The sequence below is a fragment of the Klebsiella sp. MBT K-1 genome, assembly GCF_002556465.1.
GTDB lineage: Bacteria > Pseudomonadota > Gammaproteobacteria > Enterobacterales > Enterobacteriaceae > Klebsiella > Klebsiella grimontii.
In genome coordinates this window covers 1-20465 of record NZ_PDEL01000007.1, presented here as the reverse complement: position 1 = coordinate 20465, position 20465 = coordinate 1, and the positions used below count along the sequence as shown (strand labels likewise).

19 protein-coding genes and 1 tRNA gene are annotated in these 20465 nt (G+C 55.5%); 12 read left to right on the top strand and 8 right to left on the bottom strand.

Features of this window, described 5'->3' with window-relative positions; genetic code table 11:
* Positions 1–12: 12 nt before the first annotated feature.
* From CMQ96_RS11620 to ygfZ, 3 genes are all read right to left on the bottom strand, one after another.
* The gene (locus tag CMQ96_RS11620) at positions 13–438 is read right to left on the bottom strand and encodes a PTS sugar transporter subunit IIA (protein ID WP_024358617.1); all 426 of its coding nucleotides are present in this window, start codon (positions 436–438) and stop codon (positions 13–15) included.
* Between the two features lie 120 nt (positions 439–558).
* Entirely contained in the window at positions 559–3357 is a 2799-nt protein-coding gene (gene dagR / locus CMQ96_RS11615; RefSeq protein ID WP_049090243.1) for a transcriptional regulator DagR, read from the bottom strand.
* 175 nt (positions 3358–3532) lie between these two features.
* Positions 3533–4516, bottom strand: a complete 984-nt coding sequence (gene ygfZ / locus CMQ96_RS11610) for a tRNA-modifying protein YgfZ (protein WP_024358615.1) — start codon at positions 4514–4516, stop codon at positions 3533–3535.
* A gap of 244 nt (positions 4517–4760) precedes the next feature.
* Between ygfZ and sdhE the strand changes: the two genes are divergently transcribed.
* Entirely contained in the window at positions 4761–5027 is a 267-nt protein-coding gene (sdhE, locus tag CMQ96_RS11605) for an FAD assembly factor SdhE (protein ID WP_004124953.1), read from the top strand.
* A complete protein-coding gene (locus CMQ96_RS11600) occupies positions 5008–5418 on the top strand; it encodes a protein YgfX (protein WP_024358614.1) in 411 nt (136 codons plus the stop codon). Before sdhE ends, CMQ96_RS11600 begins: the two co-directional genes overlap by 20 nt.
* A gap of 8 nt (positions 5419–5426) precedes the next feature.
* Here CMQ96_RS11600 and fldB read toward each other — a convergent pair whose 3' ends face one another.
* Positions 5427–5948, bottom strand: coding sequence for a flavodoxin FldB (gene fldB / locus CMQ96_RS11595; protein ID WP_024358613.1), 522 nt, complete (start codon positions 5946–5948; stop codon positions 5427–5429).
* A 121-nt stretch (positions 5949–6069) separates the two neighbouring features.
* Here fldB and xerD point away from each other — a divergent pair, with 121 nt between their 5' ends.
* From xerD to lysS, 5 genes are all read left to right on the top strand, one after another.
* The gene (xerD, locus tag CMQ96_RS11590; RefSeq protein ID WP_004124942.1) at positions 6070–6966 is read left to right on the top strand and encodes a site-specific tyrosine recombinase XerD; all 897 of its coding nucleotides are present in this window, start codon (positions 6070–6072) and stop codon (positions 6964–6966) included.
* Between the two features lie 22 nt (positions 6967–6988).
* Positions 6989–7702, top strand: a complete 714-nt coding sequence (gene dsbC / locus CMQ96_RS11585; RefSeq protein ID WP_004134425.1) for a bifunctional protein-disulfide isomerase/oxidoreductase DsbC — start codon at positions 6989–6991, stop codon at positions 7700–7702.
* 5 nt (positions 7703–7707) lie between these two features.
* Positions 7708–9441 carry a single-stranded-DNA-specific exonuclease RecJ gene (gene recJ / locus CMQ96_RS11580; RefSeq protein ID WP_098066860.1) on the top strand — a complete coding sequence of 578 codons (1734 nt, stop codon included), beginning with the start codon at positions 7708–7710 and terminating at the stop codon, positions 9439–9441.
* Positions 9442–9526: 85 nt separating this feature from the next.
* Positions 9527–10625 (top strand): peptide chain release factor 2 gene (gene prfB, locus CMQ96_RS11575; protein ID WP_098066859.1). Its coding sequence is split into 2 segments (ribosomal slippage): positions 9527–9601 and positions 9603–10625, totalling 1098 coding nucleotides; the frame shifts between segments, so codons are not numbered across the junction.
* Between the two features lie 9 nt (positions 10626–10634).
* Positions 10635–12152, top strand: a complete 1518-nt coding sequence (gene lysS / locus CMQ96_RS11570; protein WP_098066858.1) for a lysine--tRNA ligase — start codon at positions 10635–10637, stop codon at positions 12150–12152.
* Between the two features lie 42 nt (positions 12153–12194).
* Here lysS and idi read toward each other — a convergent pair whose 3' ends face one another.
* From idi to CMQ96_RS11550, 4 genes are read right to left on the bottom strand one after another with little or no spacing between them, the layout of a single operon-like run.
* Positions 12195–12743: an isopentenyl-diphosphate Delta-isomerase gene (gene idi, locus CMQ96_RS11565; RefSeq protein WP_004134432.1), complete on the bottom strand. Its 549-nt coding sequence runs from the start codon at positions 12741–12743 to the stop codon at positions 12195–12197.
* 52 nt (positions 12744–12795) lie between these two features.
* Positions 12796–13512: a DUF554 domain-containing protein gene (locus CMQ96_RS11560; protein ID WP_049090246.1), complete on the bottom strand. Its 717-nt coding sequence runs from the start codon at positions 13510–13512 to the stop codon at positions 12796–12798.
* 14 nt (positions 13513–13526) lie between these two features.
* Positions 13527–14105 carry a UbiX family flavin prenyltransferase gene (locus tag CMQ96_RS11555; protein ID WP_023321611.1) on the bottom strand — a complete coding sequence of 193 codons (579 nt, stop codon included), beginning with the start codon at positions 14103–14105 and terminating at the stop codon, positions 13527–13529.
* Between the two features lie 12 nt (positions 14106–14117).
* A complete protein-coding gene (locus tag CMQ96_RS11550) occupies positions 14118–15611 on the bottom strand; it encodes a UbiD family decarboxylase (RefSeq protein ID WP_049090247.1) in 1494 nt (497 codons plus the stop codon).
* A 215-nt stretch (positions 15612–15826) separates the two neighbouring features.
* Here CMQ96_RS11550 and CMQ96_RS11545 point away from each other — a divergent pair, with 215 nt between their 5' ends.
* From CMQ96_RS11545 to CMQ96_RS11525, 5 genes are all read left to right on the top strand, one after another.
* The gene (locus CMQ96_RS11545; RefSeq protein WP_049099823.1) at positions 15827–16723 is read left to right on the top strand and encodes a LysR family transcriptional regulator; all 897 of its coding nucleotides are present in this window, start codon (positions 15827–15829) and stop codon (positions 16721–16723) included.
* An 89-nt stretch (positions 16724–16812) separates the two neighbouring features.
* A complete protein-coding gene (gene actS, locus CMQ96_RS11540) occupies positions 16813–17538 on the top strand; it encodes an amidase activator ActS (RefSeq protein WP_004124922.1) in 726 nt (241 codons plus the stop codon).
* Positions 17539–17618: 80 nt separating this feature from the next.
* Positions 17619–17692 (top strand) — tRNA-Gly (locus CMQ96_RS11535).
* Positions 17693–17846: 154 nt separating this feature from the next.
* The gene (locus CMQ96_RS11530) at positions 17847–19445 is read left to right on the top strand and encodes a site-specific integrase (protein ID WP_098066857.1); all 1599 of its coding nucleotides are present in this window, start codon (positions 17847–17849) and stop codon (positions 19443–19445) included.
* Positions 19438–20082, top strand: coding sequence for a DUF4145 domain-containing protein (locus CMQ96_RS11525; protein ID WP_098066856.1), 645 nt, complete (start codon positions 19438–19440; stop codon positions 20080–20082). Before CMQ96_RS11530 ends, CMQ96_RS11525 begins: the two co-directional genes overlap by 8 nt.
* Positions 20083–20465: the final 383 nt, after the last annotated feature.

Here is a 20465-nt window from a genome sequence, read left to right as displayed (position 1 = left end):
GATATTTTTTCCTTATTGCGATTGTTGTAACTGACGAACGTGGGCGACAACGTCCAGACAGCTGCTGCGCGCGGCTTCAACTAATTCGGCTACGCAGGCGGATAGCGGCCCCTGTTCACGCTTGTCCAGCGCCTCCAGAAGAAGCGAGGCATTCAGTCCGGAAATCACCGCCACGGGATAATCGGCGCTTAGCCGCGCGGCCACGTTAGAGGTGGTCCCGCCGATAAAATCGGTCAGAATAAGTGAGCCTTCGGGCAGGGTTTTCACGACGGCTTCTACGCGCTGATAAAACTCGCCCAAGGTATCTACCGGCATCAGGGCTATTTCCGTTACGCCTTTAATTTCGCCCGTCACCATGCACAGGCTGTTGCAGAGCTGTTGTCCCCAGCCGCCGTGGGTCAGCAGCAGGATCTGGGACAAGGGTTCAGTGGGAATCAAAATGGCCTCCTGGCGCTATTACGTTGACATACGTAGTAAGAGCAAAGGCTGTGCCAGAATTTGTGTCACGCGGGAGAGAGAAGGGGGCTGGCGCGGCGTTACGCCACGTCAGTTAAGGGATCAGCGATACAGCAGTTCGTAGATATAAAAATATTCCGCGTCGGATAAACGAATGGCATAAGCCTCTTCGATCGGCTGAAAGGCGGATTTAATGACACTAAACGCCCGGACATCCAGAGCGGGCTTGTTCTCTAGCGACATCTGTAACGGTTTTCGGTTAATCACGATACGCTCGACCATGCAACAGCAGTGGATCAGGAAGCGTAGTGTCACCTGGCGGCTGGGTTTCAGCGAAAGCGAGGTGGTTAAATGGTTAAACACGCCCTCCATCTCTTTAAGAATACGCTGGGGGTTGAGTACCGAAATATGGTTGATGATACTTTCCATGGTCAGCGCGCTGATAAATCGCATCGCGCTGCGCTCCATCTCCAGACGGCGCTCACCGCTTGAAAGGTCCGGCGTGAGCAGGCTGAGCACCAGCTCCGGCCCCTGCTCGGAGAACAGCTCTTCGAGCGAGATAAACGGAATGTCCGGCAGCCCCGGCTGGAAGGTGCCGACAATCCCGGCCAGTCGCTCACCGGCCAGCAGCGACTGCTGAACGCGCTCAAGGCTGCGAACCTCGTTGTAATCGAGGATCACCATTCGCGTATCCTGCGACATCAGCTCGCCAAAACTTTCCTCCAGCACTTTTTTGATTTTCTCTGCGGTTCCCATGCCGGTAATGCAGGAGATCACCAGCACCTTACCGCCGTTCTCCTGCTGCGGAGTACAGAGCTGACAGGGGATATTTTTACTCTGCAGTAATTCCGCAAGCTGCGGTAGCTCGCTGGTTTCATAGCTTAAATCCAGACCCAGCTCCAGCAGGCTGGTCAGCGTAATATTGGGCATTAACAGGACGTCAATCTGGAATAGTTTGCTGATGGTACTGCCAAAATGCACCAGCGAACCGATATCCACCATCAGAATCAGCCGCCGGTAGCGTTGGGTTTGGATCAGCTGGGTTAGCGTTTCCAGCGTGTCATGCACCGACTGCTCAAATGGCATATCGATGGCGTTGAACAGCTCGCGCTCCAGCACTCGATTGACGTACTGGGCCTGGCTGGTCGCCGTCGTCGCGCCGTGGGCGATTAAAATGACGCCGCAGTCGGGGCTGGCGTCGATACGCTGGCGATAATGGCGGCACTCTTTCAGGAACAAACATAGCCAGACGACCTCCGTCGCCGGGCACTGAATATGCAGCAGTTCGTTGATTTTCCGGCACAGCAGAGTCGCGTTTTCATACTCATCTTTGCAGCGGTCGAGGATCAGGCTGGAGGAGTAAAGCTGCGGGATCAGCCCGCGCTGGACGTAGCCAATCAGCGCCAGAAAGTGTTTACGCAGCGGATTCATCAGGTTTTCTGGCAGCGTAAAGCCCAGCACCTGTTCCACGCAGCCAATCAGCAGGGTCACCCGCTCTTCAATCCGATCGCCATAGCGCGGCGGATGGGCCACGCTGTCGCGGCTGTAGAGGCCATATTCAAAGATGGAGCTGAGTTTGTTTTTGAGGATCGCCAGCGTTTCCGCCGGTGGGACGTTGCTGTTGCGCAGGTTGATGTATTCGCGGGTCAGGAAGCTGTAAAACAGATCGCTTTCTTCGATCTCCGCTCCTGTCGCCAGAGAGGTTTTCAATGCGGGTAACGTGCGCGCATCAACGCTTAGCCGCTCCTGACCGTCAAACAAGGTATCGACCAGCAGACGCTGTTCCGGAGTGGCGTTGAACGGCACTTCTACCAGCCGTTTATCCAGCTGGAGCGTGTCGTTATGCTCGGTCATTCCCGCGGCCCACGCCTGGGCGCAAAGAAACTGGATATCGCTTTTGAGCTGGCCAATGTTGCCTTCCAGCGGCTTATTCAGCAACCAGAGCAACAGCGTTTTGTCGATGCTAACCGTACGCTCAATTTTTCGGCTCTCACGCTGGAGAAAACCGACGATAAGCTCCACCTGCTCTTCCACCGAGCGCTGACGGATCCCGGGAAGATCGATACAGACCTGGATGCGCCGCTGGAATGTTCGCAGCAGCGCCGAGCTGACCGGTTCGGTAGTGGCGCAAATCAAGCGTACCGTGATGGAACGCGCCGTAGCGCTTGAACCGAGCGGGCGATATTGGCCTTTATCGAGAATGGAGAAGAGTTTTTCCTGTCCTTCATACGGCAGGCGGTGCACCTCATCAAGCAGCAGGTATCCGCCGTCCGCCTGCTCCACCAAACCGGCTTTATTCTCACTCGCGCCGGTAAAAGCGCCCTGCCGATGACCAAATAAATGCGAAGAGAGCAGCTCCGGGTTGTGCGCATACTCCGCGCAGTTGAAGTAGACCAGCGGCGGAGGAGAGCCCGCGGCGTGTTCGCAGGCAAAGCGGTGCATCAGTTCGGCAAAGAAAGTTTTTCCCACGCCGGAGGGACCGGTCAACAACACATGGAGCCCGTGAGGATAAAGCACCGCGGCGCAGCCTTTTTCCACCGCGTCACGGAGGCTGCGGTCGTAGCCAATCAGGCCGCTGAAGGGGTCATCCGGCGAACGACCTTCCTGATGCGGTAGAAGGTCGCTAACCGTGCGCACTTCACATTCGGTATCATTCAGTCTGCGCCCCAGAAGCGTTTCTATTGCCTGACGGTGCAGAAAGAACACCGGTCGCCCTTTGCTCTTAATCGCCAGGCCGTCGTTCCATAACTGATTGAGATCCTTACTGACCGAGTTGCGCGCCAGCCCGAGGTTAAAGCCGATGGCTTCGGCCGTAAAAGCCGTTTCCTGTTCCAGATCCGCAAGACTCAGCCCGCGCGTTAGCCGCTCCAGTTCCCCCAGTATGACCTCAATCCGTCTCATCTCTTTACCGCTTAAGAAATAAATGATTGTTCAGAACATACACTATTCTTCTACGCAAGAAAGTGGTCTGGGGCCAGAGATGGCGCATTCGCTCAAAGTATGAGGCCGCGGTTTTTATGTGGTTTGCGGGTTGGGTAGCGCCGCCTCCGGGGAGAAGGCGGGCGGGAATATCGCTTTAACGCTCTTCCAGCGTATACGGCAGCGGCTCGATGCTCAGGCTACCGGCATCGTCGCGCACGCGGAACACGCTGTCCGGTTCCATATCATTATTCATCACCACCTGCACCAGCAGACGGCCGTCGTCCAGCTGTACGGCGGCTAAAACGGTGCCGGTACGGCGCCAGTTTTCACCCATTTTCAGCTCCAGGTCTTCCCCGGCTTCCGGCACGCGGCTGGCGGTCCCCGCCAGATACCACAGGGCGCGCTTGTTGGCGCCGCGGAATTTAGCGCGGGCCACCATCTCCTGGCCGGTATAGCAGCCTTTTTTGAAGCTGATGCCGCCCAGCGCCTGCAGGTTGGTGGCTTGCGGAATAAACTGCGCGCTGTTGGCGCTGTCGATAACCGGCAGACCGGCTTCAATATTCAGCGCCAGCCACTGCTGACTATTGTTAAGCTGCGCTTCGCCGCGCAGGGCATCGGTGATGCGGGTGGCGGTTGCCGCATCGGTCACCAGCAGGAAGCGCTCGGCCGGATGCTCAAACCACAGCACGCTGGTAGCGCCTTCGCTGACCACCTGTTTCTCGGCGTTCGGCAGTTCGCCCAACAGCGGCGTCAGCGCGGCGCGCGCCTGGAAACCGGCAACGCCCAGCAGCACGGATTCATCATCGGCGGCGATCGTCACCTTAGAGAACACCGCGTACTTTTTCAGTTCGGTCAGCTGCGCATCACGCAGGCTGCGGCGTTCAATCCATGCAAAACCCTCATTGCGGCGGAAAACGCGCAGGTTGCTCCACATCTTGCCCTTGGCGTCACAGTGCGCGGCAAGCAGATGCTGCTCGTCGGTCAGGTGGCTGACGTCGGCGGTGATCTGCCCCTGCAGATATTTTTCGCCATCCGGACCGGTAATCGTCGCCAGCGCCCAGTCGTCCAGCGTCATCAGCGTTAACGGCAGACGAGCGGAAGAGGAGGGCTGACGCGGAGGAAAAGGTGTAAAAGCCATAGTCATATCCTGAATAGCTTAACGCAGAGTGTGTGACTAATGGTAAAAGAGCTATGGTGCAATGCAAGCGCTTTTGACAGGCCATTCGTGCCCTAAAAAACGGGGAGCTAAAACGAGCGAAATAACCAATAACCTGATTATTTTAAGGATTTCATGGAATAGCGCTCGCGAATCTTGATATTCCAGTGAAGTCAGCGCCGAAAACGGGTTAAACTAAGAGATATTTATAAGCAGGAAGTAAAACATGGACATTAACAATAAAGCCCGTATCCATTGGGCATGCCGTCGAGGTATGCGTGAACTCGATATCTCCATCATGCCGTTTTTCGAGCATGAGTACGATACGCTAAGCGATGGCGATAAGGCGTTATTCATCCGCCTGCTGGAAAACGACGATCCGGATCTCTTCAACTGGTTGATGAATCATGGCGAGCCGGCTGATGCTGAACTGCAGCGGATGGTAAAATTAATTCAGACTCGGAATCGGGAACGTGGTCCTGTGGCAATCTGATTTACGCATCTCGTGGCGCGCGCAGTGGTTTTCACTGCTGATGCACGGCGTGGTGGCGGCGCTGGTGCTGCTGATGCCCTGGCCGCTGAGCTATACCCCGCTGTGGCTGATACTGCTGTCGCTGGTAGTGTTCGACTGCGTACGCAGCCAGCGGCGGATCCACGCCCGTCAGGGCGAAATAAAGCTGCTGATCGATTCGCGTCTGCGCTGGCAAAAGGCGGAGTGGGAGATTATCGGTACGCCGTGGGTAATCAACAGCGGCATGCTGCTGCGCCTGCGGAATACGGAAAACCAACGTACCCAGCATTTATGGGTCGCGGCGGATAGCATGGACGCGGGAGAATGGCGCGACCTGCGTCGGCTGGTGTTACAGAAACCGACGCAAGAGTAGGCAAAGGCTCAGGAGAACTGCTCAGCCATTTCACCGAGGATTTGCTCGCACCAGTTCTGAATGCGCTCATCGCTCAGATCGTACTGGTTCGTTTCGTCAAGCGCCAGGCCAACGAACAGCTGGCCGTCGGCGATGACCGGTTTCGGGCTGGTGAATTCATAGCCTTCGGTAGGCCAGTAGCCAATGAACTTAACCCCTTTGGTCGCCAGCTTATCGTGCAGCATACCGAGCGCGTCGAGGAACCATTCGCCGTAGCCGAGCTGGTCGCCCATGCCGTACAGCGCGACGATTTTATCCTGCAGATCCAGCGTATCAAGCTGCTGCCAGACGGCTTCCCAATCTTCCTGGATCTCGCCGAAATCCCAGGTCGGAATGCCGAGGATCAGCACGTCATACTGCGTCATCAGGGCAGGGGAATCATCTTTCAGGTTGTGCAGCGTGACCAGTTCAGGGCCGATAATATCGCGGATTTTTTCCGCCGCCATTTCGGTGTAGCAGGTGCTGGAACCGTAAAAAAGACCTATGTTCATCGCGGAAACGTCTCAATTCTTGCTGTGACTTTGCGCTTAGTGTACCAGAAAGGCCGCGCCCGCCTGCAACTCGAATTATTTAGGGTATAATGGCGCCGTTTTAATAAGCAAAGAGGCCGGAGTGGAACAGGATCTCGCACGAATCGAGCAGTTTCTTGATGCCTTATGGCTGGAGCGTAATCTGGCGGAGAACACGCTAAGCGCCTACCGCCGGGACCTGACGATGGTGGTGGAATGGCTGCATCATCGTGGCCTGTCGCTTGCCAGCGTCAGCGGCGAAGATCTCCAGTCGCTGCTGGCGGAGCGGCAAACCGGCGGCTACAAGGCCACCAGCACCGCGCGCCTGCTAAGCGCCGTGCGACGCTTCTTCCAGCATCTTTACCGGGAGAAAATTCGTCCGGACGATCCCAGCGCGCTGCTGGCCTCGCCAAAGCTGCCGCAGCGGCTGCCGAAGGATCTGAGTGAGGCGCAGGTGGAGCGGCTACTCCAGGCTCCGCTGGTTGAACAGCCGCTGGAGCTGCGCGATAAAGCGATGCTGGAAGTGCTGTACGCCACCGGTCTGCGCGTTTCCGAGCTAGTGGGCCTGACCATGAGCGACATTAGCCTGCGCCAGGGCGTGCTGCGCGTGATTGGTAAAGGAAATAAAGAACGTCTGGTACCGTTAGGCGAAGAGGCGGTGCTGTGGGTTGAGAATTACCTTGAATACGGCCGCCCCTGGCTGCTGAACGGCGTGGCGTCCGATGTGCTTTTCCCCAGCCAGCGCGCGCAGCAGATGACGCGCCAGACCTTCTGGCATCGAATTAAGCACTATGCCGTACTGGCGGGGATTGATAGCGAAAAGCTCTCCCCGCACGTGTTACGCCATGCGTTTGCTACACATTTACTTAACCATGGCGCCGACTTACGCGTGGTGCAGATGCTGTTAGGACACAGCGATCTCTCCACGACGCAGATCTACACCCACGTGGCGACCGAGCGTCTGCGACAACTCCATCAACAGCATCACCCGCGTGCGTGAGTGCTGAAAAAAAGGACTGAGTATGAAAAAAGGTTTACTGATGTTCACTCTGCTGGCGACCACCTTATCCGGTGCGGCGCATGCGGATAGCGCGGCGATTAAGCAACTGCTGGCGAAGCTGGGTGTGCAGAGTTCGGACGTGCAACCTTCGCCGATCAAAGGCATCAGCACCGCATTGACGGACAGCGGCGTGATATACGTTACCGATGACGGTAAGCACATTATCCAGGGGCCGATGTACGACGTCAGCGGCGCGCAGCCGGTAAACGTCACCAATACGCTGCTGGCCGGTAAGCTGAACGCGCTGGAAAAAGAGATGATCGTCTATAAGGCGCCGCAGGAAAAACACGTCATCACCGTCTTCACCGATATTACCTGCGGCTACTGCCATAAACTGCACGAACAGATGAGCGACTACAACGCGCTGGGGATTACCGTGCGCTATCTGGCCTTCCCGCGCCAGGGGCTGCAAAGCGAAGCCGAGCAGAACATGAAGGCTATCTGGTGCGCCAAAGATCGCAACAAAGCCCTGGATAACGCGATGAGCGGCAAAGGCGTGCAGCCGGCCAGCTGCGATGTTGATATCGCTAAACACTACACGCTGGGCGTGCAGCTTGGCGTTAACGGCACGCCGGCGATGGTGCTGAGCGACGGCACCCTTATGCCCGGCTATCGCGATCCGAAAGACCTGAAAGCGCTCCTTGATGAGCATCAAAAACAGACAAGCGGTAACTGATTCGCGTGAAACAACAGATACAACTACGCCGCCGCGAGGCGGTTGACGGCGTCGATTTACCTGCCGATCTCCCGCCGCTGCTGCAGCGGCTGTACGCCAGCCGCGGCGTGCGCAGCGCGCAGGAGCTGGAGCGCGGGGTGAAAGGCATGCTGCCATGGTCGCAGCTGACCGGCGTCGAAAAAGCGGTAGAGATACTTTACGGCGCATTTAAGCAGGGGCTGCATATCGTGGTGGTCGGCGACTTTGACGCTGACGGTGCCACCAGCACCGCGCTGAGCGTGCTGGCTCTGCGCGCGCTGGGTTACGGCAACGTTTCGTACCTGGTGCCAAACCGTTTTGAAGATGGCTACGGCCTGAGTCCGGAAGTAGTCGATCAGGCTCACGCCCGCGGCGCGCAGCTGATTATGACCGTCGACAACGGCATTTCTTCGCACGCTGGCGTCGATCATGCCCATGCGCTGGGTATTCCGGTGCTGGTAACCGATCACCACCTGCCGGGGGATTCGCTGCCCGCGGCGGAAGCGATTATTAACCCGAACCTGCGCGACTGTGAGTTCCCGTCGAAATCGCTGGCCGGGGTGGGCGTAGCTTTTTATCTAATGCTGGCGCTGCGCACTTTTCTGCGCGATAAAGGCTGGTTTGACGAGCGCGGCATCGCGCCGCCGAATCTGGCTGACTTACTCGATCTGGTGGCGCTTGGCACCGTGGCGGACGTCGTACCGCTGGATGCCAACAACCGGATCCTGACCTGGCAGGGGCTGAGCCGCATTCGGGCGGGGAAATGCCGTCCGGGCATTAAAGCGCTGCTGGAAATCGCCAACCGCGACCCGCAAAAGCTGGCGGCAAGCGATCTCGGCTTTGCGCTCGGCCCGCGTCTGAACGCGGCGGGGCGGCTGGACGATATGTCCGTCGGCGTGGCGCTGCTGCTGTGCGACAACACCGGCGAAGCGCGGGTGCTGGCCAATGAGCTGGACGCGCTGAATCAGACGCGTAAAGAGATAGAGCAGGGGATGCAGGCGGAAGCGCTGACCCTATGTGAGAAGCTGGAGCGCAGCGGCGAGACGCTGCCCGGCGGCCTGGCGATGTACCACCCGCAGTGGCATCAGGGCGTCGTCGGCATTCTGGCCTCGCGTATTAAAGAGCGCTTCCATCGTCCGGTTATCGCCTTTGCGCCCACCGGCGACGGTACGCTCAAAGGCTCCGGTCGATCGATTCAGGGGCTGCATATGCGCGATGCGCTGGAGCGTCTGGATACGCTCTATCCGGGGCTGATTATGAAGTTTGGCGGCCATGCCATGGCGGCAGGGCTATCGCTGGAAGAGGCGCGCTTTGAAGAGTTCCAGCAGCGCTTTGGCGAGCTGGTGACCGAGTGGCTCGATCCGGCGCTGCTGCAGGGCGAAGTGGTCTCCGACGGTCCGCTGACGGCAGCAGAAATGAGCATGGAGGTCGCGCAGATGCTGCGCGACGCCGGGCCGTGGGGGCAGATGTTCCCCGAGCCGCTGTTTGACGGGCGTTTTCGTCTGCTGCAGCAGCGGCTGGTCGGTGAGCGTCATCTGAAGGTGATGGTTGAACCGGTCGGCGGCGGCCCGCTGCTGGACGGTATCGCGTTCAATGTTGATACTTCCCTTTGGCCGGATAACGGCGTTCGCGAAGTTCAGCTTGCCTATAAGCTGGATATCAATGAGTTCCGCGGCAACCGCAGCCTGCAGCTGATCATTGACCACCTCTGGCCAAATTGACAACAGTATATTAATGAGAGCGCGAATCCGGTAGAATTCCGCTCTTATCACCGCATTTTGACGAATCCATTAAAAGAAACCGACCATGTTTGAAATAAATCCGGTAAAAAACCGCATTCAGGACCTCACGGAGCGCTCGGGCGTTCTTAGGGGGTATCTTTGACTACGATGCTAAGAAAGAGCGTCTCGAAGAAGTAAACGCCGAGCTGGAGCAGCCGGACGTCTGGAACGAACCCGAGCGCGCACAGGCGCTGGGCAAAGAGCGTTCCTCGCTGGAAGCCATCGTTGATACGCTGGATCAGATGTCTCAGGGGCTGGAGGACGTATCCGGCCTGCTGGAGCTGGCCGTTGAAGCCGACGACGAAGAGACCTTCAACGAAGCCGTCGCTGAGCTCGATGTGCTGGAAGAGAAGCTGGCACAGCTGGAATTCCGCCGCATGTTCTCCGGGGAATACGACAGCGCCGATTGCTACCTCGATATCCAGGCCGGTTCCGGCGGTACGGAAGCGCAAGACTGGGCCAGCATGCTGACGCGCATGTATCTGCGCTGGGCTGAAGCGCGCGGCTTCAAGACCGAGATCATTGAAGAGTCTGAAGGCGAAGTGGCGGGCATTAAGTCCGTGACCATCAAGATTATCGGTGACTACGCCTACGGCTGGCTGCGTACTGAAACCGGCGTTCATCGCCTGGTGCGTAAGAGCCCGTTCGATTCCGGCGGCCGCCGCCACACCTCTTTCAGCTCCGCGTTCGTTTACCCGGAAGTGGATGACGATATCGATATCGACATCAACCCGGCGGATCTGCGCATTGACGTTTACCGCGCCTCCGGCGCGGGCGGCCAGCACGTTAACCGTACGGAATCCGCGGTGCGTATCACCCACATTCCGACCGGCTTAGTGACCCAGTGCCAGAACGACCGTTCGCAGCACAAGAACAAAGACCAGGCCATGAAGCAGATGAAAGCGAAGCTTTATGAGCTGGAAATGCAGAAGAAAAATGCCGAGAAGCAGGCGATGGAAGATACGAAATCCGACATCGGCTGGGGCAGCCAGATCCGTTCTTACGTGCTGGATGACTCCCGCATTAAAGATCTGCGCACCGGGGTAGAAACCCGCAACACTCAGGCGGTGCTGGACGGCAGCCTGGATCAATTTATCGAAGCAAGTTTGAAAGCAGGGTTATGAGGAACCAACATGTCTGAACAACAAGCACAGGGCGCTGACGCGGCAATTGACCTTAATAATGAACTGAAAGCCCGTCGTGAAAAGCTGGCTGCGCTGCGTGAGCAGGGTATCCCGTTCCCGAATGATTTCCGTCGTGAACACACCTCAGACCAACTGCACGCTGACTTCGATGCTAAAGAAAACGAAGAGCTGGAAGCGCTGAATGTTGAAGTCGCCGTCGCTGGCCGCATGATGACCCGTCGTATCATGGGTAAAGCCTCCTTCGTTACGCTGCAGGATGTTGGCGGCCGCATTCAGCTGTACGTCGCCCGTGACGATCTGGCGGAAGGCGTCTACAACGAGCAGTTCAAAAAGTGGGACCTTGGCGACATCATCGCCGCGCGCGGTAAGCTGTTCAAAACCAAGACCGGCGAGCTCTCTATCCACTGCACCGAACTGCGTCTGCTGACCAAAGCCCTGCGCCCGCTGCCGGACAAATTCCACGGCCTGCAGGATCAGGAAGCGCGCTATCGTCAGCGCTATCTGGACCTGATCTCCAATGATGAATCGCGCAACACCTTTAAAGTGCGTTCGCAGATCCTGGCGGGCATCCGTCAGTTCATGGTCGGCCGCGGCTTTATGGAAGTTGAAACCCCGATGATGCAGGTGATCCCCGGCGGCGCTTCCGCGCGGCCGTTTATCACCCATCACAACGCGCTCGATCTGGACATGTACCTGCGTATCGCGCCGGAGCTGTACCTGAAGCGTCTGGTAGTCGGCGGCTTCGAGCGCGTGTTCGAAATCAACCGTAACTTCCGTAACGAAGGCATCTCCGTTCGCCATAACCCAGAGTTCACCATGATGGAACTCTATATGGCCTATGCGGACTACAAAGATCTGATTGAGCTGACCGAATCCCTGTTCCGCACCCTGGCGCAGGACGTTCTGGGCCACACTGAAGTGCCTTACGGCGATCAGACCTTCGATTTCGGCAAGCCGTTTGAAAAGCTGACCATGCGCGAAGCGATCAAGAAGTACCGTCCGGAAACCGAGATGGCCGATCTGGATAACTTCGATTCTGCAAAAGCCATTGCGGAAAGCATCGGCATTCACGTTGAGAAGAGCTGGGGTCTGGGCCGCATCGTGACCGAGATCTTCGAAGAAGTGGCGGAAGCGCATCTGATTCAGCCAACCTTTATCACCGAATATCCGGCAGAAGTCTCTCCGCTGGCGCGTCGTAACGACGAAAACCCGGAAATCACCGACCGTTTTGAATTCTTCATCGGCGGGCGTGAAATCGGTAACGGCTTTAGCGAGCTGAACGATGCGGAAGACCAGGCGCAGCGCTTCCTCGATCAGGTTAACGCGAAAGCCGCCGGTGATGACGAAGCGATGTTCTATGACGAAGACTACGTTACCGCGCTGGAGCACGGCCTGCCGCCGACCGCGGGCCTCGGTATCGGTATCGATCGTATGGTGATGCTGTTTACCAACAGCCACACCATCCGCGACGTGATCCTGTTCCCGGCGATGCGTCCGGTAAAATAAGCATTACGCGAATAAACGAAACCCCAGCGCTGCTGGGGTTTTTTATGCCTGACGGCTAAAGTTTATCAACGCATTACGCGCATTGTCGTCCGCTGCCTGCATCACCATCCACGGGCTAAACGCCCACGGTGTCGCGCGAATCCCGCTCAGAACATCCGCAAGATTGCTCCACTGAACATCCATCACTTCGTCAGGATTTATCCGTAACGCGCTGGCTATTCGTGCCGCATAGACCGGACAGACCTCGTTTTCGACGATGCCATTCGGCGCGACGGCCCGATAGCGAAATGCCGGAAAGACTGGGGCGATGCGGGTAATCTCAACGCCAAGCTCAAAGCGGCAGCGGCGCTCAACGGCCTGTTCGAAGGTTTCGCCGGTTTGCGGATGCCCGCAGACTGAGTTCGTCCACACGCCAGGCCAGGCTTTTTTGCCCAACGAGCGGCGCGTGACCAGCAGTTGGCCTTGTTCATTGAACAACCAGCAGGAAAACGCGAGATGCAAAGGGGTATCGAGGGTGTGAGCGGCATACTTCTCCAGCATACCTGAAGGCTTATCTTGCTTGTCCAGCAAAATGACATGTTCCCCGGCCATGACAACTCCTGAAATAAAAAATGACCCGGCACAAACCCGCCGGGTCATGTACTCAGGCCACTAGGTTAGCCCATAAATGGGACAAAGGCATTACCAAAACAAGCCCTGGCAACATGTTGGCCACTGGAAAGAGCTTAATGTTACAGATGCGCAGCCCGGTCGCCACCATCAGCAGCCCGCCGGCGCAGGAGAAATCCGCCATCATATCAGGCGAGATCGACGGCAGAATAACCACCGCCAGCATCGCCAGCGCAATCTGAATAATGACCTGCGGGATAGCAATGGTCATCACCGCGTAGCCCAGCAGCGTCGCGAAAATCCCGGCGGTAAACAGATCGAGAATCGTTTTGATATACAGAATTGACGGATCGCCGCTCATGCCTTCGGTCATCGCGCCGAAAATACCGGTGCCGCTGGCGCAAAACAGAACCAGGATGGCGACAAATTTCTCGGTAAACTCTTCATGGCCAAGGCCATTGACCGGCGGCAGCACTTTGTTGATCAAACCGCGCGTGGAGCCTGCGGCTTTACCGATGCCCTTTTCCAGATGCAGCAGTTCGCCGAGGATGGCGCCAATCACCATTGCCAGCACGACGGCGGGCATATATTTCACTTTGAGCACCAGCGTAATACCAAGACCAACGGAGCACAGGCCGAAGGTCATCGGCAGCGCCGTTTTGACGCGCTCGGGGAGCTTGCCGCCCGCCGCAGCGCCGATGAGTCCGCCGATAATCACGGCGGCTCCGTTTACATATGGGCCGATTAACATTGAATGATTTCCGGTTAATTAAAACGTAGCTCGCCTTCACCCCAGCGGGGGATGTTGTTGACCTGCAGGTCAAACAGATCGAGCGCGCGATTGACGCTATGGGTAACGATGTCGTCCGCCGTTTGCGGACGCTGGTAAAGCGCCGGGACCGGCGGAAAGATAATCCCGCCCATTTCGGTTACAGCGGCCATATTGCGGATGTGGCCGAGGTTCAGCGGCGTTTCCCGGGCCAGCAGCACCAGGCGACGACGTTCTTTCAGCACCACGTCCGCCGCGCGGGTGAGCAGGTTGTCGGTCAGGCAGTGGGCGATGGCGCCCAAAGAACGCATTGAACACGGCGCGACCAGCATCCCCAGCGTTTTAAATGAACCGCTGGAGATAGCTGCGCCAAGATTGGCGATGGGATGCACCACGTCGGCCAGCGCCATCACCTCGTCCAGGCGGTAATCCGTCTCCAGCTCGCAGGTTTTTTCCGCGCCTTTAGAGACGACCAGGTGGACTTCAACGGGATGCGGGCGCAGTAGCTCCAGCGCCTTAACGCCGTACTGAAACCCGGATGCGCCGCTGATACCAATGATGATGCGTGCCGTCATGAGGTTCTCCTTTTATTCGAAATCTGCCAGGAAGCGCTTCACGTCCACTTCTTTAAATCTGGATCGCTGGAAGTTGTGCTTCAGATGGAACGGCACCGTGCAGTCGAATATCGTTTTGCAGGACATTCCCTGCTGCAGGATGCTCGGGCTGTATTCCGGTACCTGCGACGGATCGAGCGGATGGCAGCGAACGCCGGGAATAGTGATTGTATCGACATCGCCCTGATAGCGGGTTTGCATGGCCCAAAGCACGTCGTCGCTGTCGAAAATATCGACGTCTTCATCAACCAGAATGACGTGCTTCAGTTCCGGGAAGGCTGAGAACGCCAGCAGAGCAGCCTGACGCTGACGCCCTTCGTCCGCCGGGGAGGATTTTTTGAACTGCAGCACCGCCAGCAGCTTGCCGCCGCCCGCCGAATGGGCAAAGACGTTCAGCAGCTTGCCCGGCATCGCGCGTTCGACCATATCCAGGATGCTGGCTTCGGTTGGGATACCGGCCATATTGACGTGTTCTTCGCCTGGCCCGACGGTGGTGCGCCAGATAGGGTTAATGCGATGGGTGACGGCTTTCACCTTGATCACCGGAATAGCTTCTTTCGCTTCGCCGGTATAGCCGGGGAATTCCGGCATCGCGCGCCCTGTATCAGTGTTCTGGTCTTCGCGTACGCGGGCGTGGGGCAGCAGTTCGCCTTCAATCACGATCTCAGCGTGGGCGATCGCTTTCTCGTTGATGGTTTTACACTGCGTCATCTCCACCGCTTTGCCGCGCAGCGCGCCGGCGATGCTTAACTCGTTGAAGCCCAGCGGGGTGGTCGGCGGCTCAAAGCAGGCGGCAATTTCAATCGCCGGATCGACGCCGATGCTGATTGAAATCGGCAGCGGCTGGCCTGCGGCTTCCGCCTTCATGCGAAATGCGTCGATGTGGCGGCCGGGCGTTAGCCACATGGAGAGTTCGTCGCGGCTCTGGACGCACAGGCGATGAATGGTGATATCGGACTCATGGGTTTCTGGATCGGAGGCGTAGCACAGGCCCATCGTAATATAGGGGCCGGCGTCTTCTTCGGTATTCGTCGGCGCCGGCAGCAGCTTGCGCAGATCGAAATCGGCATCGCTCGCCAGATGAATCACTTCCTGGCAAACCGCTATGCTCTGGGTCATCACCGGGGCTATCGCGTTTTCTACTGAATCCTTCAGCAGATGCCCCAGTTTAGCTGGTTCACACTGGAGAAAATGGCTGACGCGCTGACGGGAGCCATTCAGGCCAATCGCCACGCTGATATTTTCAAAGCCTTTAATTTTATTGAAGACCATGACCGGGCCATTCTTGCGGGTTGGACGCTGGCAGGTGCCGCCGGCGCCTACGTAACGATAGACGCCGGAGAGTTCGGCGTGCGGGTCGACTTCGGTATCGGTTTCAACATACTCGCCGGGAAGGGTTTTCAGTAGTTCCAGCGCGGAGCGTAAATCATGTACCGATGAGGGTGTTTTGTTATCACTATTTGCCATGGGATGTTCCTTCGGAAAAGAAGTTTTGCTCCCAGCACAATATTTTTACTGCGGCGGATAAACAAATACCGTTTACCGGATGGTCAGTAGATCAAAAAAGTTTATTTTAAAAAGGTGTTAAATAATGATTAATTAATATGAGGAGCAACGCTGCGGCTTTTTATTTCTCCGTCTAAGTGTGATACTGGTGATAAATTACACTGCGGATAATGATGATGGATTTAAAGCGCTTACGCTATTTTTGTCGGGTGGTGGAACAAGGTTCGGTTAGCCAGGCGGCGAAGTCTCTGAACATGGCGCAGCCGCCGCTCAGCAAGCGAATTCAGGAGCTGGAAGAGGAGCTTCAGGTATCGCTTTTTGTTCGCCGGGGAAACCGCATTGAGCCTACGGAAGCCGGTTTTTTTCTCTATCGAAAAGCGTGTGAAATATTACGCCAGGTAGAGGATACGGCGCGGGAAACGACGGATATTGCGCACAAAAACAGAACTGAATTGAGAATCGGCTTAACTCATCTCTATCAGAATTATTTTAAAGCATTGCTGATGGAGGTATATCGACGTCATCCCGACACTTCCATAAATATTTCCGTTACCGACTCCAGCCACCTCGAGACGTTATTAACCGAGGGCGCAATTGATTTAGCCTTAATCCAGCGCCCCTACCGTAGCGAAGGTTTTGATTATGTCTCTTTTGATCCGATTAAGCTGGTCGCGGTGATCAATAAAAAATGCTTGCCGGAGCCGCCGTCTAATCCCTATAGCTACACGTCGCTGGCGGCGCTGCCATTAGTGTTGTTGCATCGTGCAAAAGATTCAGGGACTTACGAGATGCTGATGGATCTATTTCGTAAATCTGGGGTCAATGCGAAGGTTATCATGCATATCACGCAGCCAGGGGTTATCCTCGACTGGCTGGACTCCGGCCTTGAGGCTGCGACGTTACTACCGTCTTCAGAAGTGGATGCCGATAAACTTAGCCACTGCTACGTGGTCGATGTTTTTCCCTCGCCGCAAATATTCTACCCGGCGCTGGTAAAATTGCCGTCTATGCCTTATCTGCCCGCGCTGATGGATATTATTACGCATGGCTATCCGTTTAATACTTCTGTATGAAGGGTAGCGATTGGGGATTGCCTTACGGGCTGGTATGATAATCGCCCCTGGTTTTGAGGTGAATGTTTGTGTTAAGCGCAGGACGCCTGATGAGAAAACGCTTTGTTATCGCAATAATGTTGCTGAGCAGCCTGATCGTCGCGGGGTGTTCCAGCTCATCCGATTCCGGTTCCACCTATACCGTGAAGCGCGGCGACACGCTGTACGCTATTTCACGTTCCACTGGCACCAGCGTCAGGGATCTCGCCCGTCTCAATAATATTTCACCTCCCTATACCATCGAAGTCGGGCAAAAGCTGAAGCTGAACAGCGGTTCAGGAACCACGGCGAAGGCGGGGGCATCCGGCAAGAAATCGTCAGCGAAACGTACCGCCGCCGTGACGCCCTCTTCGGCGGTGCCGCAGTCCTCCTGGCCGCCGGTCGGGCAACGCTGCTGGCGCTGGCCAACCAGCGGTAAAGTCGTGCTGCCATACTCCACCAGCGATGGCGGCAATAAAGGTATCGATATCGCCGGTAAGCGCGGCCAGCCGGTGTATGCGGCAGGGGCGGGCAAAGTGGTGTACGTGGGCAACCAGCTGCGCGGCTACGGCAACCTGATTATGATTAAACATAATGAGGACTATATCAGCGCCTATGCGCACAACGACAAGCTGATGGTGAACAACGGCCAGAGCGTGAAGATTGGCCAGCAGATCGCCACCATGGGCAGCTCGGACGCGGATTCCGTGCGCCTGCACTTCCAGATCCGCTACCGGGCGACGGCGATCGACCCGCTGCGCTATTTGCCGCCGCAGGGCAGTAAGCCTAAGTGCTAAAAGGTTATTTTATCGGCAGTTAGCCTGTTTTGGGCTTGTCAGCGGGTGCGTAAGGTCTATAATGACCCACGCACCTCTTCGCGGGCGTAGTTCAATGGTAGAACGAGAGCTTCCCAAGCTCTATACGAGGGTTCGATTCCCTTCGCCCGCTCCATGACCTTTCTTAAAGTATTCCAACTTACTGAATCCTAAGGGATACGGCTTTAAGCCTCCTGATAGTTTTACTCACTGTAACCAACACTGTAACCCTGTAGCGACCAAGCTACGTCCTTATGTTGACACAGTGAGCGGACCTAGGGTCTCAGTACATGCTCAATTCCTACACCTACCTTTACCAGCGTAACGGCGTCTACTATTTTCGTCTTCGAGTTAGACAATCAAACAATGATAGAATGACCTCAGTTTCATTAAGGACCAAGGATAGACGAACCGCTATGGCTCACTCCCGGCATATTAAGGCAGCACTCAAGGCAATACATGCGGATGACCCTACAGCCTCCTATGAGGATATGAGGGGCCACCTACGGGATGTCGCTGAGTGGGAACTTTCAACGGGACGCTCTGACCTCTTCGAGCCGGACATGAGGGATATCTATCGGGACCAGTACGGAGAACTTGGTGAGAACCTTACCGATGCTCTGGCTAGTGAACCGCTGAGTATTGATCAGCATCGCTACATCAATGAGGCCCTGAAGGTACTCAAGGCTTGCATGAAGCGTATCGAAGCGGGAGACAGTCAGTCACTGATAGATTACGTCGATCGTTTTGATGGTATTGATCGGCAAGATGACCAAGCCTCTGTGTCCCTATCTGTTAGTGCTCCTGAAGTAAAACCAGTAATCACACCAAGCGTCACTGTGGCTAGCCTCTTTGAACAATACGAAGCGGAGAACGCTCAGAACTGGAAGCCTGCTACCTTAAGGGAAAACCAATCGTCTCACGCTGCGTTAATCGAAATCTTCGACTATCTGGGTCTTGGTGCTGACGCCAATACGGTAACACGCGCTGACGTACTTAGAGTCCGTGATGTCCTCCAGCAGTTACCGAAGAACCGTAAGCAGCGCTTCAAGGATGCCCCGTTGGTTGACTTGCTGGGCCGTGAAGAGAAAACAGATTGTCTGGATGTAGTCACCATCAACAATAAATATCTCATTAAGATGGCGGCTGTCTTTAAGTGGGCTGTACGTAATGACCTGATTAAAAAGAACATGACTGAGGGGCTGGAACTCAAGGTTCCCCAGCGTAAAGCCTCAGAGGCACGTAACGCTTTCTCTACAGAGCAGGTAGGGCAACTGCTGGTCGCCGCTAAGGCATACTCTCAGAAGACCTCTGGCAAGCCTTACCATTATTATGTTACAGCGCTGGCGGCCATCACTGGTGCGCGACTCAATGAAGTGGCTCAACTTCAGGTAAAAGATGTTAGGGTCACTGAGGCCGGGACTGTTTATATTCATATCAATGAAGATGACAGCAGCCTGCCCGGTAAGAGCATCAAGAACGCTCACAGTGATCGCTGTGTGCCTCTGGTTGATGGTGCCTACGGTTTTGTATTGACTGACTTTATGGACCTGTTAGAAGCCCGTAGAAACGCTGGGAGTGATAATGCTATGGTATTCGATGGTCTGCGTCTCATGAAGAATGGCTACGGTGAGCAGGTGAGCAAGTGGTTTAACAGAACGCTGTTACCTAAAGTTCTGGCTGACCGTGACGGCTTGGCGTTCCACTCGTTTAGACATACGGTCGCCACTCAGTTAAAACAGCATGGCGTCGAGTTGGCTTACGCTCAGGCTATTATGGGGCATAGCTCAGGGTCTATTACTTATGACCGCTACGCTAAAGAGGTTGAGGTAGACCGATTGGTTAACGTGTTGGCTGAAATTTATAAGGAGACAGGGGTAAATGGCTGAGTATTTTCCTGCAAAGTATGGTGAGGATAATTTTAACTGCCCACATTGTGGCGTTTATGCCCATCAAGAATGGAGGACGTTGCACTATCGCATTTATCCTCATGCTTCTAATTTATCTGAAACTGATATGATTATATCAATGTGTGGTCGATGTAATGATTTCACTTACTGGTATAAAAAAATAATGATATTACCGGCTTCAGCTAGTGTTGAAATGCCTAATGTAGACATGCCGGAAGATTGTAAGTCTGATTACATGGAAGCCAGAAGCATAATCAACCTGTCTCCTAAAGGTGCCGCTGCGCTCCTACGCTTATGTTTACAGAAACTCATGGTCCATCTGGGCGAGCCGGGAGAGAACATAAACAAAGACATTAAGTCTCTCGTTGAGAAAGGTCTTCCTCCTCGTATCCAACAAGCTGCTGACATTTGTCGTATCGTTGGTAATCAGGCCGTGCATCCCGGAGAGATTAGCCTTGATGATGACCCCCAGTTAACTCATAGTCTCTTTAAGTTATTGAATATCATTGTCGATGACCGCATCACCAGACCTAAAGAAATCGAAGCGATGTTCCAGAGTATGCCTGAAGGTCCACGTCAAGGCATCGAAAAGCGGGACGGCAAGGCTACCGGATAGTCCTTCGGAATTAGGGCACACTATAGGGGGGGAAGTCTAATACGACTCACTATAGGGAAATACGCCAAATCGCCTTAAGAATTGACCATAAGTCAAGCGTTTTGAATTAGGTAGCACTATAGGGAGACAGTGAGAAATTAATTTTATGATGACATTCACTGTCCCTATGTACACTTCACGCTGGCGCAGCTAGCACTGCTGGCAATCAGCATTCCTTAACCGTAACTCATCGCATCCTTTCAGGGGCAGGATGACCACATACAGAAGAACACAGCGGAGACATTATGTCACTGCTTCCCGGTTCTTCTAAATAGCTGCGCCTAATACCGCTACACTTTTGCCTGACCATGTTTTCCTCCGGGGAATGGGCTGGCGGTTTCCAT

Excerpts from the sequence above, each read along its gene's own strand:
- dagR (WP_049090243.1), bottom strand. The coding sequence starts at position 3,357 with ATGAGACGGATTGAGGTCATACTGGGGGAACTGGAGCGGCTAACGCGC.
- ygfZ (WP_024358615.1), bottom strand. The coding sequence starts at position 4,516 with ATGGCTTTTACACCTTTTCCTCCGCGTCAGCCCTCCTCTTCCGCTCGT.
- sdhE (WP_004124953.1), top strand. The coding sequence starts at position 4,761 with ATGGACATTAACAATAAAGCCCGTATCCATTGGGCATGCCGTCGAGGT.
- fldB (WP_024358613.1), bottom strand. The coding sequence starts at position 5,948 with ATGAACATAGGTCTTTTTTACGGTTCCAGCACCTGCTACACCGAAATG.
- dsbC (WP_004134425.1), top strand. The coding sequence starts at position 6,989 with ATGAAAAAAGGTTTACTGATGTTCACTCTGCTGGCGACCACCTTATCC.
- lysS (WP_098066858.1), top strand. The coding sequence starts at position 10,635 with ATGTCTGAACAACAAGCACAGGGCGCTGACGCGGCAATTGACCTTAAT.
- idi (WP_004134432.1), bottom strand. The coding sequence starts at position 12,743 with ATGGCCGGGGAACATGTCATTTTGCTGGACAAGCAAGATAAGCCTTCA.
- CMQ96_RS11560 (WP_049090246.1), bottom strand. The coding sequence starts at position 13,512 with ATGTTAATCGGCCCATATGTAAACGGAGCCGCCGTGATTATCGGCGGA.
- CMQ96_RS11555 (WP_023321611.1), bottom strand. The coding sequence starts at position 14,105 with ATGACGGCACGCATCATCATTGGTATCAGCGGCGCATCCGGGTTTCAG.
- CMQ96_RS11550 (WP_049090247.1), bottom strand. The coding sequence starts at position 15,611 with ATGGCAAATAGTGATAACAAAACACCCTCATCGGTACATGATTTACGC.
- CMQ96_RS11545 (WP_049099823.1), top strand. The coding sequence starts at position 15,827 with ATGGATTTAAAGCGCTTACGCTATTTTTGTCGGGTGGTGGAACAAGGT.
- actS (WP_004124922.1), top strand. The coding sequence starts at position 16,813 with ATGAGAAAACGCTTTGTTATCGCAATAATGTTGCTGAGCAGCCTGATC.
- CMQ96_RS11530 (WP_098066857.1), top strand. The coding sequence starts at position 17,847 with ATGCTCAATTCCTACACCTACCTTTACCAGCGTAACGGCGTCTACTAT.
- CMQ96_RS11525 (WP_098066856.1), top strand. The coding sequence starts at position 19,438 with ATGGCTGAGTATTTTCCTGCAAAGTATGGTGAGGATAATTTTAACTGC.